The sequence below is a fragment of the Photobacterium sp. genome, assembly GCF_057456235.1.
Genome location: NZ_JBVCPH010000013.1, coordinates 113,620 through 126,066 on the forward strand (window position 1 = coordinate 113,620; position 12,447 = coordinate 126,066).

At 41.3% G+C, this 12,447-nt stretch carries 13 protein-coding genes; 6 read left to right on the forward strand and 7 right to left on the reverse strand.

The window, feature by feature from the left end; all coding sequences use genetic code 11:
• Positions 1–276: 276 nt before the first annotated feature.
• The 3 genes from AC2204_RS14940 to AC2204_RS14950 all read right to left on the reverse strand — a co-directional run bounded on the left by AC2204_RS14940 (position 277) and on the right by AC2204_RS14950 (position 2,540).
• Positions 277–1,188, reverse strand: a complete 912-nt coding sequence (locus AC2204_RS14940) for a DUF6414 family protein (protein WP_318926473.1) — start codon at positions 1,186–1,188, stop codon at positions 277–279.
• Positions 1,189–1,368: 180 nt separating this feature from the next.
• Entirely contained in the window at positions 1,369–1,812 is a 444-nt protein-coding gene (locus tag AC2204_RS14945) for a hypothetical protein (protein WP_318926474.1), read from the reverse strand.
• A gap of 335 nt (positions 1,813–2,147) precedes the next feature.
• Positions 2,148–2,540: a hypothetical protein gene (locus AC2204_RS14950; protein ID WP_318926475.1), complete on the reverse strand. Its 393-nt coding sequence runs from the start codon at positions 2,538–2,540 to the stop codon at positions 2,148–2,150.
• 448 nt (positions 2,541–2,988) lie between these two features.
• Between AC2204_RS14950 and AC2204_RS14955 the strand changes: the two genes are divergently transcribed.
• Entirely contained in the window at positions 2,989–3,375 is a 387-nt protein-coding gene (locus AC2204_RS14955; protein ID WP_318926476.1) for a hypothetical protein, read from the forward strand.
• A gap of 202 nt (positions 3,376–3,577) precedes the next feature.
• Here AC2204_RS14955 and AC2204_RS14960 read toward each other — a convergent pair whose 3' ends face one another.
• Positions 3,578–4,690 carry an NADH:flavin oxidoreductase gene (locus tag AC2204_RS14960; protein WP_318926477.1) on the reverse strand — a complete coding sequence of 371 codons (1,113 nt, stop codon included), beginning with the start codon at positions 4,688–4,690 and terminating at the stop codon, positions 3,578–3,580.
• Between the two features lie 37 nt (positions 4,691–4,727).
• The gene (locus tag AC2204_RS14965) at positions 4,728–5,003 is read right to left on the reverse strand and encodes a nitrogen fixation protein NifW (RefSeq protein ID WP_318926478.1); all 276 of its coding nucleotides are present in this window, start codon (positions 5,001–5,003) and stop codon (positions 4,728–4,730) included.
• A 367-nt stretch (positions 5,004–5,370) separates the two neighbouring features.
• Between AC2204_RS14965 and AC2204_RS14970 the strand changes: the two genes are divergently transcribed.
• Entirely contained in the window at positions 5,371–5,688 is a 318-nt protein-coding gene (locus AC2204_RS14970; RefSeq protein WP_318926479.1) for a PilZ domain-containing protein, read from the forward strand.
• A 64-nt stretch (positions 5,689–5,752) separates the two neighbouring features.
• Here AC2204_RS14970 and AC2204_RS14975 read toward each other — a convergent pair whose 3' ends face one another.
• Complete coding sequence (locus AC2204_RS14975; RefSeq protein WP_318926480.1) at positions 5,753–6,001, reverse strand: hypothetical protein; 249 nt, start codon at positions 5,999–6,001, stop codon at positions 5,753–5,755.
• Between the two features lie 695 nt (positions 6,002–6,696).
• Between AC2204_RS14975 and AC2204_RS14980 the strand changes: the two genes are divergently transcribed.
• The 4 genes from AC2204_RS14980 (at position 6,697) to AC2204_RS14995 (ending at position 10,899) form a co-directional block, all read left to right on the forward strand.
• A complete protein-coding gene (locus tag AC2204_RS14980) occupies positions 6,697–7,896 on the forward strand; it encodes an N-acetyltransferase DgcN family protein (RefSeq protein ID WP_413466709.1) in 1,200 nt (399 codons plus the stop codon).
• The gene (locus AC2204_RS14985; RefSeq protein WP_318926481.1) at positions 7,893–8,957 is read left to right on the forward strand and encodes an alanine/ornithine racemase family PLP-dependent enzyme; all 1,065 of its coding nucleotides are present in this window, start codon (positions 7,893–7,895) and stop codon (positions 8,955–8,957) included. Before AC2204_RS14980 ends, AC2204_RS14985 begins: the two co-directional genes overlap by 4 nt.
• Positions 8,958–9,170: 213 nt before the next feature.
• Complete coding sequence (locus AC2204_RS14990; RefSeq protein ID WP_318926482.1) at positions 9,171–9,359, forward strand: hypothetical protein; 189 nt, start codon at positions 9,171–9,173, stop codon at positions 9,357–9,359.
• Between the two features lie 289 nt (positions 9,360–9,648).
• Positions 9,649–10,899, forward strand: coding sequence for a DEAD/DEAH box helicase (locus AC2204_RS14995; RefSeq protein ID WP_318926483.1), 1,251 nt, complete (start codon positions 9,649–9,651; stop codon positions 10,897–10,899).
• 109 nt (positions 10,900–11,008) lie between these two features.
• Here AC2204_RS14995 and AC2204_RS15000 read toward each other — a convergent pair whose 3' ends face one another.
• Positions 11,009–12,430 carry an alanine/glycine:cation symporter family protein gene (locus AC2204_RS15000; protein ID WP_318926484.1) on the reverse strand — a complete coding sequence of 474 codons (1,422 nt, stop codon included), beginning with the start codon at positions 12,428–12,430 and terminating at the stop codon, positions 11,009–11,011.
• Positions 12,431–12,447: the final 17 nt, after the last annotated feature.

Here is a 12,447-nt window from a genome sequence, read left to right on the forward strand (position 1 = left end):
TGCTAGTGAACCAAATAAGGATGCCCTGATAGGCCTTTCGTCTATCCATTAGTTTATGTACGTGAAAAACTCAGTATCGTGAATTGCACTGAGTATTAACGTTAACTTGGAACGGGGTATAAGCGTGCCAGAGGAAGCACCTGGCATACTGTTGGACAAAAGTGAGTCAGTGATTTGCTAATTTAACAAAGCATCAATTAGATGAAATATGGCAAAGCATCTATCTCTACCTACTCAACGCCCTCATTAGGGTTCAACGTGTATCTGTTTACTTGGTTATAATTGCGTATAAATAGCAATTGGCTCGACAATGATCTCATTGCCTTTTATACCGTTAAAGGTAGTTTCTAAGTTATATAAATGCTCTCCCATGTTCTCGAAATGGGAGAAAATATTTGAATCATCAGCAACATTGTCAAGATTAGGACTAGGAGCCGGTTCACATTGGCAGATCACACCTAATACAATAAATTTTTTCGATGTGTTTCTTGAGTACTTTCGGTATATCGCAGTTAACGAATCTCTTAAAAAATCACTATTTAGGCATGATGTAAATGTGGTATCACCGTATTCTTGCTTAAGGCGAACTATATCATCTCCAAAATGTTCCAAGACGGTGTTGAAGCCTTTCTGTGATAATTTGGGGATACCAGCTAACTCAGCCTTACGCTCACGAATCAGGTTATCTATCTCTGCCTGTAATTTTTTTGTGCTCTGTAATTTAGGGTCAGTATGTTTTCTTCGTTCAAGCTCTTGTAATTCAGCAGTTAAAGGCAGGGTAGCGATAGCATCACTAATATCGCTAAAGTGTTTGAAAAACTCTTGCAGCTCTTTCAAGTTAAGAAAATTACCCTTTGCTTCGATTTTTACAAAAGACTTACCTGAGTCACAGATGTCAGAATAAGAATATTCTACATCATTCAAATCGAGTAACCGACCAGTGGACTTTAGCTCTTCTTCAAACAGATTAAACGAATGGTCATGTAGGAATTTTTTTTCGGTAAATTTACTTGTTTCACGAATAACATCAGCAATTACCTTGCTCGAAAGTAGTTTATCTTTAGATTGTTGTTCATTAGATTCATCGAGTTGTTGCTCATTGAGAACATATTCAGTCACACCCTCAAAAAGTTGTGAGGATAAAGAATATAATTTATCTTCATCTATATAAATGAAATTTTTAATCATTTCGCTTTCCTAACATAGTCCGTTTTTTGAAACGTTCTCGCGCTTCTTTATGATCTTTTTTTCTTTCTTCCAAAAATTGTTGATGCGAGTATTTGCGCTTGGTGTCAATATACGTCCACGCCGAAAAAATGATTGTTGCAATAACAGCTATAAACGTTATAACGCTAATTAAGATATCTGCTAGCATGGCGATTCTCCACCATGGGATGTAATTCTAGTTTCAGATTTTGCTTTTGCTGTTAACCTGAAGAAAACGATAAAACAAAACACGAAAGAACAACTAGCTAGAACCATTGATGAATTAGTGAGCTGTCCAAGTTTTATCTTGTCATACCCGGACTCAATTATAAGCAATGCGAACATTAACGCTCCGTATAATACAATAGCGATAATTGACCCTGTATTGCTAAACGACTTCCAGGTTTCGTCGCCCGACATATGTTCCAATTCATTAAAAATTGAGATGTGAAGTACAAAACCAAATGCGATGAAATCTGCAGCTGAAATTAAGTCAATTCCTTCAATAAATGAACTGCTAAGAAATCGTAGTACTGATGGTATTAAGCCAATTGCAACAGTATAGCAGAACCATTTAACGAGCTTGGTTGTAGATTGGTTGCTCACAATGACTCCTGTTGAGGTGTGACGGTTCCTCATTCTCATAGACACAATACTGGTATAAGTAAAAGTAAGTCAAATGATGGTTTAGAAAAGTGAGTGGTTAGTATGTTGAAACAAAATTTGGGGCAGAACTTTGTCAGTCGAGATCACGCTGACATGTTGCTGGAAAAAATCAATTTGAACTTGGCATCTGCAACAAACCATTTCATTAGAAAATATACGGTGAATTTTGCAATTGGCCAACATGCCCGACTTAGGTTGGTCGGGCTGTTTTCAGCTAACGCCTTAAATAAATAGAACATCATGTTACGTATGACGAACATGTTTAAGTTTATTGATTACGCTTGGTTTGACTCTTCATCAATATCGCAATCAGTACAACTTTGTAGTGCGATTTCGTGTTCAAAAACTGCTGCATCGTTACCTTCTGCCAGTAGCTCTGCTATTTCATCCGCGACTTCTTGCTCATCTTCCGCTTCAACTTGATTCGCTAGTTCTTCTTCTGAGTAACCATAGAAATTCAGCAATAAGTAATCACGCGCTTCGTCTTTAGTACAAGTAACGCTCACCGAAAGATCTGGCTCAACGTTGCCTTGCGCGATAATCGCAGCCACTTGCGCTAGGACATCATCTTTCATCGCAGCCGTTAACCAACCAAGATCAGTGCTCACTGTGGTTTTTTTACAGTTAAAACAAGGAAGTTGATGAAAGTAATATTGAAAATCAGTCATAGGTAATTTCTTCTTTGAGAGTTGTGTAGCAAGATTATGCTCGTTTTCTAGCAAAATACTATCTCAATAGACATTGAAGACTGGATTGCCATGGATTATTTAGGGCGAGGCGCAGAGCGAGGTAACGCTGATCACTCAGCTAATACTAAAAACATGGTTTATAGGCCACCACTCCTAAGCTAATCTGTAGTGGCCTAAAAGATAAAGGGACAGAAATGAGTCAGATGTTTTGCTAATTTGGCAGATCATTAATTGAAGTATGGCAAAACTCGCTTAGATAAGTGCCTTGTAGTACTCACGTCGAACCCAGGCTAAGCCCCTTAACCAGTAAGTACAGTGCGTAAAATGGTAATTTGACTAATTGAATGCACTAGGAATAGGATATAAAGGCACATGACAATAATGTTCAGTTATATGCTGTATACCTTGATTAGTAAGAGCAATCCAAATGTCTAATGTAGTTCAGTTCTCTATGTTCAGTGGTAGTAAGAAGACTAACACTCCCCCACCAATCAAATCACCAAGCCCTAAAGCTTTGAGGGAACAGGCAGCATTGAAGCAAGAGAATCGCTGCTACTTTTGTGGCAAACGCAAAGAACCAAAAGAGCTGAACTGGCTTAATAAGATTGGTTTTAAACAAAAGGCTTATGTTGTCTGCGGTACTTGTAGTTCTGAATCTAAGTCACGTTCAATGGATGAACTACGGATAATCCTTGCGCTGAAGGCTATGGATTTCAGAACAGTTAAGATTCAGCAGTACCTTGAGTTGAGAGAAAAAGGTGTTCAGATAGACGGTGTACGTGAATACAAGTTCCACTTTGAAACTATTGAGTGATTATGACCATGAGCTAAAGGTGAGTCGACAAGTGAAAACCAATAACTATCGACTTCATAGACACTAAGTCGGTAGTAGGAAAATACTATATGACGCGTAGTTTATTAGCTGAATACTTTTTCTTCGTAAAAAACTTGGGGCAAAAATAAGTCAGCAATGATTTACTGACTTGATACAGGACAGAGAGATATTGCTGGATATTTTATAAGCGAGCTAATTGCGACTTTCTCTCCTTCTTAACAACACAGAAATTCCCGCGTCTTGTACGACATTTTGAGCACCTTTCACAATCAACTGGCGCTCTGTTGCCTTCTTTCCAGCGCTTAATTAAATGCGGTTCAGACAACAACGGTCTTGAGAGAGCAAAGTATTGAATATTGGTTTTATTCGCAATCTCTTCTATTGCATCAATATCCGTTAATCCGCCGACGGTAATAACGGGAATATCCACCTCTTCACTAATAACATGCCCATATTCATGGAAATAACCTTCTTGTTGAATGGTATATCCATCAAAATGCTCGCCAATCACGGTATCAGCCTTACCATGGATATTACCTGAGATGATGATTGCATCCACGCCAATCGCTTCTAATTTTTTACACACCATGCGTGTTTCAGCAAAGGTTAAGCCCCCCTCAAAAAACTCAGATGCCGTCAATTTAACTAATATCGGATACGCATCACCAACACGTTTTCTTATTTCAGCATAGATCTCTAATAGCAATCTCATTCGATTATCTAGGCTGCCGCCATATTGGTCTTCTCTTCGATTGTAATAAGGGCTTAAGAACTGATTAATTAAATAGGTATGTGCCGCGTGTATTTCGACCCCATCAAACCCTGATTCTTGCGCTCTTCGGCTTGCTTGAGCAAATGCCTGAACGATGTAATCTATTTCGTCCTTGGTCATCGCTTTGCCTAATGTTTGTGTGCCTTTTTCACACACTTCACTCGGCGCATAGATCACCCTTTCACCGACATTGTGAGTGGTTTTTGTACCGCCGTAGGCAAGTTGCATAACTATTTTAGAATCATTACTGTGTACCAACTCAGTGAGCTTTTTGTATTCGCCGATAAAGGAATCGTTGTACATTCCCATCATGCCGGCATTTGGCTTCTCTTCTTCTACAATATTGGCATAGCCCGTTACAATTAGACCGACTTCCCCTTTAGCGAGTTCTTCGTAGATGGCGTATAGCTTATCCGTCATATGGCCCTCTTCTGTCGCCATATTTTCCCACGTCGCGCTTCGAATAAAGCGGTTTTTTAATGTCATATTGCCAATACGGGTTTCAGCAAACAAAGTACTCAAGTTCGATCCTCTTAAAAATTATTATCTAGCACACTATTTAGCGACGCTGACACGAAGTGCACCCTCGACAGGCAGAACGGGAGTGAGGATCTAAACGACTTCGCTGTACTTTGCAATACGCATTTTTAAATGCGCGACGGGCTGAAAACCAATCATCTGGTTTTTCAAGGAGCAAGTATCCATTAGAGCGTTTCACTAATTGTGTGCGGTATTCGTTGATAAAACGGCTATCAAAGTCAATATCAAAATACGCCAACGCTTGCTCTATTGACGTAAAACTAGCGATGGTTTGTTGAATATCGGCTTGGCTCATAATCTAAATTGATGGAGATATTTCCGCCAGTTTAGGTGAGCATGGGTATTCAATCATTGATCAAGCACGTATTTCACTCGATTTTTATAGGTTGTTATCGAGACATAGGAGCACAAAAAACTTCTCGTCGTTGAATAGTGCCCCTTTTTGAATTCGCTCATCCACTTTCAACCGGTTGGTCAGTTAGTCGCTAAATTGAGCTGATCTCATCGTTCTCGACACTCTGACGATGGATAACATGGTATCAATTGCGTTGAGCTGTTCGCGTTCCGAATAAATATGCTCTAAGTTTAATATTATCCAGTACAAATCGTTTATCTTCTCCTTTTCTCTTCTTGTGGAGAGTTTGTCTATTTAAGGGAATATTATGATTGAGAGGCGCAAACATTCACGTATCCAAGCAGACTATGAGGTTATACTGAACCACCCTTCTTTCGGTACTGTGGTTGGTAAGGTCAGGGATATGTCGGATAGCGGGGTTTTCCTGACGTTCGATTCGATAACTGCCGTCGACGATGGGCTGGTGGTCGAGGCAAAAATCCAAGGTGATGGCTGGGACGAATCAATGCCTTTTCTTAAGATGCGCGTGATGCGTCAGGAGGCGTTGGGGATGGCATTACAGTTTGTCGTGGAGCCATTTGCCCGATATGCTATTTCGAGACAGAAAAACGCCGTCAGTCGTTAACTGACGGCGCCTACAGCAAGGCAACTATGTGTTGCCAGTGTTCTCGGTGTTAAGGCAAAAAACCTTAGTGCAGACTTTTTGGGCCATTACGGACAAGATCTTTACCATTATCGAAAACGTCTTGAGTGACCCAGCGCGCCAGAATAAGTTGCTGGCTATTATCGAATACTGCAACGAAATGGCGGCCATCAGAATTATTGGTTGCCATGCCTACACCTGCAACGTCTTTTAAACCCAGACCGCCATTTTCAATAGACAATAGAAAACGCTCTAGTTCTTCCAGGTTATTAATTACATCAAGTTCATTATTCATTTGTTCAACACTCTTTCTTACTAAGCAAATCCACCGGCTTGTTACGCCCTACGGCGCAGTCTCATCATTTAATGACGGATGAAGCTGGCGGTTAAAAATTGTTTGAAACACTACCGTTAACCAAGGTGCATGAGAGCCTTTAGGGTAATAGTTTGCGTACTTTACAGGTGATAGAAGGTGATTGAAACCATGTTTGCGACAACCGCTGTAAAACATATCAATACAACAGAGAGCGCTTCTGCGCTGCATTGTGTCAATGATTGGCCGATGAAAGAACTGAGTCATAATTTTTCAAAGGGGTAACATTCATGACTTGCTCTTCAGCTGGATGGACCCACCGTCCCAATTTAATACTAATATATTTAATACTAATATATTTTATCTTCGCGTTATCTCACATCGATTCTAACATCTTACTAAAAATAAAATTCAACATATAAACCAGAAAGCGAAGTTATATTAAAAATATTAAAATGTATAATCCCTAAGAGAATATATTAATATATCTTTAATGATCGATTTATCAGCACAGCTTCCATCTGTCTTTTTTTAACAAATCGCTACAATAACTTTCTAACTGTGTTATTGTCTTCCCTCTCCCTACCGCTTAGTAGGGACTTCTGGTTAACTTCCGATATGGCATCTCGGCACGCTCTCGTCGCCCTCTAAGCCTAAAAAAATATTTCGGTGGTACTATGTCAGAACAAACTCAAAATATAGTTAAAATAAATCCTTTCATTAAAAATAATGAGATGGAAAATATTCACATTTCAATGCCTTCCATTTCTACCCTCAATCAGAGTAAAGCATCTATACCAACGGCTATCATTTATTGCGAAGCCAACTTTGGGAAAATTGATGGTAAAACTGCCAATGGACTTGTTAGGCATTCACAAAATTATCGAGTGCTTTCCGTCATTGATAGTCAGCAAGCGGGCTTAGACTCCGGTGTCGTACTTGGTGACGAAGCCAATGAAATCCCTATTGTTTCGAATTTGGGCGAAGCTGTTGCTATCGCGGATGAGACACCTGACTATTTCATTTTTGGTCTCGCGCCATCCAGTGGGATGTTATCTGAGTCTGAAAGAAGTCTTATTCTTGAAGCCATGGCGCTAAAGATGAATATCGTCAATGGACTGCACGAATTTCTTAACGACGACCCTCAATTAGTCGAGGCAAGCAAAGCCAATAATGTTGAGATTTTAGATATTCGTCGCCCTAAAAATAAAAAAGATTTGCAAGCATTTAGTGGGAAAATACATGATACAAAATGTCCACGCATAGCCATTATGGGCACCGATTGTGCAATAGGAAAGCGCACAACAGCCACTATGCTGACAAAGACTCTGCAGGAACATGGTCTTAATGTGGTCATGATCGCGACAGGACAAACGGGAATCATTCAAGGTGCCCCCTATGGTGTCGCTTTAGATGCCGTCCCCTCTCAATTCTGCGCAGGAGAACTAGAAGCCATTATTGTAAAAGCCTACGAATTAGAGGAGCCAGATCTGATCATTATTGAAGGACAAGGAGCATTAAGTCATCCCGCTTTCTCAACGAGTGCATTTATATTACGTGGAAGTTGCCCAACAGGTGTGATCTTACAACACGCACCTAACCGCTTAAGCCGGAGTGATTTCCCGAAAATGCCAATGCCATCTATTGCTTCTGAAATAGAACTGATTGAAATGTTTGCGGATACTCCGGTTATAGGGTTAACTCTTAATCACGAAAATATGTCTTCTGATGAAATACTATTTAAGATTCAAGAATATTCCGCTGAGTTTTCTATACCAGTCACGGATGCTCTATCTCAACCTAAAGAACATCTTCTACACATGGTTTTGTCTGCATTTCCTCATTTAAATGAAAAACTTATGATTAATAAGAGTTGAATAATCCTAGGTTAGAAATAAATTGCTCCAAAATTCATCATAACGCTCATGCACTGTTCAACCGATTAGGTAAAAAAGGCATCTCAGTTACCCCTGTCACTAAAGTGTGTTTAGGGCACCCTGAAATTGTGCAAACACTGATCAATGCAGGCGCTGATATGATCGCGGATTCGCGAATTGAAAATATTGAGAGTATGAGACATTCAGGCATCAATGTTCCTATGATGCTAATCCGTTCCCCGATGCTGAGTCAGGTCTCGAGGGTGGTTCAGTCTTGTGATATTAGCCTCAACACAGAGCTTGCCGTCATTAAGCAGCTATCAAAGGCCGCCAGCAGTTCTGGTCGCGTTCATGGTGTCGTGATCATGATCGAGCTAGGTGATCTTCGTGAAGGTGTGATGCAAGACAATCTCGAGGATTTTATCCGTCAGATGATTCATTTACCAAACATTGTACTTAAAGGAATCGGAACGAACCTGACATGCCGCTATGGGGTAGCTCCTGATCACGATAAAATGTCTAATTTGTCAGATCTTGCCGATGAAATAGAAAGAAAATTCGGTATCACATTAGATATTGTCTCTGGAGGAAATTCCGCTAACCTTAATTGGGCATTTAACAATAAGAAAAAAAATCGAATCAATCACCTACGGGTGGGAGAAGCGATTTTTTTAGGCTGTGAAACCCTTTATCAACAAACCATTGATGGTCTTTTTACTGACGCCATAATTCTGATTGCTGAAGTTATCGAATCGAAGGAAAAACCGTCATTGCCATGGGGGGATTTAGGTTTGAATGCTTTTGGCGAGCAGCAAAAAACCTTAGATAGAGGCAATGTTTCACAAGCTATTCTAGCCATCGGACGGCAATATGTGAGCATCGAAGGGCTTAAGCCGCCTATAGGGGTAACTATTGTCGCATCAACCAGCGATCACCTTATTGTCGAAACCTCTGATTTTGCTTTAACTGTAGGGCAAGAAGTTCGGTTTCAATTGAATTACAGCGCTCTTTTATCTTCTATGTCGTCACCGTTTATTCATAAATGCCTCATTGAGAATTAGGATTTTTCCACTCATCTCACATTGGGGGCTTCGATACTTATTGGTTGTACCTTGCATCTACAATCAGGCAGTGAATAATGTTAGTCGCACCATAAAACGAGTGTGATCTCTAGTATACTACGTTCAAAATGCAGAATTTAACACAAAAGTAGTCTGCCTCCCTCCCGAAGGGCGAGTTCCCAGTAAAAAAGTGTCCCTAAATAAAGGAAGAAAATGAAAGATCATGCTGTATTTACCCAATTAAATGATGCGATTTTGCTTAATTTCGACGCCTTTAGCTTCTGGGAAAGAGCGTTTCTTTCCGATATTCAAGATAAAATGATGCATGAATATCAACTTTCTAGCAAACAACGATTATTGACGCTAAAAATACTCGGAAAAAAAACTAACACGAGATCTTGATATCTTTGTTTACGCCGGCGTACACGAGTGAAGAGCCTTAAGTATCGAGATGAAAATGTCCCTAGAAACTAAATTTCGTCAAATAGTCAGGAGGCCAGGCTGACTATGAGGGGTTTTCCGGGGCAATGAAACGATAAGACAATTTCAACTGCCATGACGTATCGGTGCGAATGATGCACGAGTGGGTATCCCTGATACTCTTCCTTCATGTTAGAATGCCCGTCCATGTTCTTCTGTTTTAGCCTCCAGCATTAACAGTTGTTTATTAATCATACACCTGAGACTCCAAATGCCATTTTCCAACCTTGGATTAAGCGATCCGATTTTAAAAGCTGTAACCGAATTAGGCTACAAGACCCCTACGCCTATTCAAAAGAAGGCTATTCCGGTCATATTGACGGGTAAGAACCTTATCGCTGCCGCGCAGACGGGTACAGGTAAAACAGCTAGTTTTGTATTACCGATATTACAAATGCTGAGCGATAAGCATCCCGTACGAGCAAAACGCATTCGCGCCCTCATCCTTGCGCCAACCCGAGAGCTGGCGGTGCAGGTTGAAGACAATATTGTGCAATACAGCAAGCATCTGAACCTCACCTCGCTGGCGATGTATGGCGGTGTTGATTACAAAGAGCAAAAGCAGCGCCTCATAGAAGGTGTCGATATTTTGGTTGCGACTCCTGGTCGACTGCTGGATATGTATACCCAAAGAGCCGTGCATTTTGATGAGCTAGAAATACTGGTTTTAGATGAAGCCGATAGAATGCTCGACATGGGCTTTATCGAAGACATTAATAAGATCATTGAACGCTTACCTTCACAAAGACAAAACCTGCTATTTTCGGCCACACTGTCAAAGCAGGTTCGCATCTTGGCCAAAACCGCGATTGAACATCCGGTAGAAATATCAGTCTCTTCCGATAGCACTACGACCCCGAAGATTGACCAATGGTTAATTACTGTCGATAAAGACAAAAAATCGGCATTGCTGAGCCATTTAATTCAAGAGAATGACTGGGATCAGGCGCTTATTTTTATCGAAACAAAGCACGGTGCAGCGAAGTTAGTCAGCCAGCTTGAAAAGCGCGGAATTAAAGCTGAAGCAATTCACAGTGGCAGAAGTCAGGATGCACGGGCAAAAGTATTGGCTGACTTTAAATCGGGTCAACTCAAATTACTGGTAGCAACCGGCATTGCTGCGCGTGGTATCGATATTGACGAGCTGACGCGTGTAGTTAACTATGACTTACCTTACCCAGCTGATGACTATGTTCACCGTATTGGTCGTACTGGCCGTGCTGGCGCTTCTGGCGAAGCGATCTCCTTTGTTTCCAGAGATGATTTCAGAAACCTTTGCGCAATCGAAAGTCGCTTGGGGCATCTTATTACCCGAAAAGAGATTGAAGGCTTTGTACCCAGCAAAGAAGTACCGGTATCTATTTTGAATTACGTTCCAAAGAATAAGCAAAACGCCGGACGCCATAATTCAAAAAACAACAAACCAGCTAACGGCCGGACTCAAGATAGGAACAAACGGTAATAACAGGCTGAGAGCCTGACGCTCAACATTGAGAAAAAGCGAGTACTGCAATTGCAGCACTCGCTTTTTTTATAATGAGCTTGTTGTGATCTGTTAATTAATCACGCTATTATTTTTTCGGCTTCCATGCTTTGAGGTCAATGTCTAGATCAGGGAAATCTTTCGGGTTGAACAGCGGATGTTCAATACCGGCTTTGAGTTGCTTCTTATAGTCCTTCAAAATACGGATAAGTGTAGGAAACAGCATGATAAGTACTAACAAGTTAACGATAGCAAGAATACCCATCATTGGATCTGAGAAGAAAAACACCGAGGTTGCTCCCGGAGCAACGGCGCCCATAAAGATAATCCCGATCACAACAAAGCGAAGAATATGTACAGACAGTTTGTTCTGTGACATGAATGTGAGGGCGTTTTCCCCCAGGTAGTAGTTGTAGATAATAGAACTAATAGAAAAGAGTAAAATCGCCCCGGTCAGAAAGTACTGAGACCAGTCCCCTATGTGTGAAACTAATGACTGCTGAGTCAGAACGACACCATCAATACCTTCTGCGCCAGGTACATAAACATCACCCAGGAGGATAACGAATGCCGTACAACTACAGATTAGGATTGTATCGATAAAGACCGATAAAGACTGCGTGATCCCCTGGCTGATTGGGTGAGTAACATCTGCCGTTGCGGCGACATTGGGCGCGGAACCCAACCCCGCTTCGTTTGAGAACAAGCCTCGGCGCAAGCCTTGTGCCATCGCAGCCCCCATCCCGCCACCTACTGCCTCTTCCAAACCAAATGCATTCGATACGATACTCACAATGACTGCAGGGATCTCCGTGATGTTGATGAGAATAACGATAAGCGCCATTGCTACATATCCGATCGCCATAATAGGTACGATAACATCCGCAGTTTTAGCAATACGTTTAATACCACCGTAAATAATGAAACCAGTAACAATCGCTAGCAAGCCCCCCGTCCACATGCGGTCAATACCCAGGCTATCCTGAGCTGCCCCTGCAACCGTATTTCCTTGAAAAGCATTAAAACCAATCGCAAAGGAAGCTATCAAACAAACAGCATACAGGTAAGCAAGCCACCTGTAGTCTTCACCAAGACCATGAATTATCGAACGTGCTGCACCACCCCGAAATACATCGCCTTCTTTACGCTTATAAAGCTGAGCGAGTGAACATTCTACCAGGCTTGTTGCCATACCAACCAGTGCAATAGCCCACATCCAGAATACCGCACCAGGGCCACCAAGCGTTATTGCAACAGCAACACCTGCAATGTTACCGCCACCAACACGGCCACCTACAGATAATAAAAGTGCTTCACGACCCGAAATTGCGTTTCTGTCGGCTGTTTGGTTTTTGTTTAATAAGACACGGAACATACGCCCAAAGAACGTAAATTGAACAAATCCGGTAACAAAAGTAAAAAATAGACCTAATACTACCAGGAACGGTATAAGTGCCCACCCCCAGGTAAGATCTCCAATTACACCAAAAAAGCTTTCTAATAATTCCATCTCTACTCCTAAACATG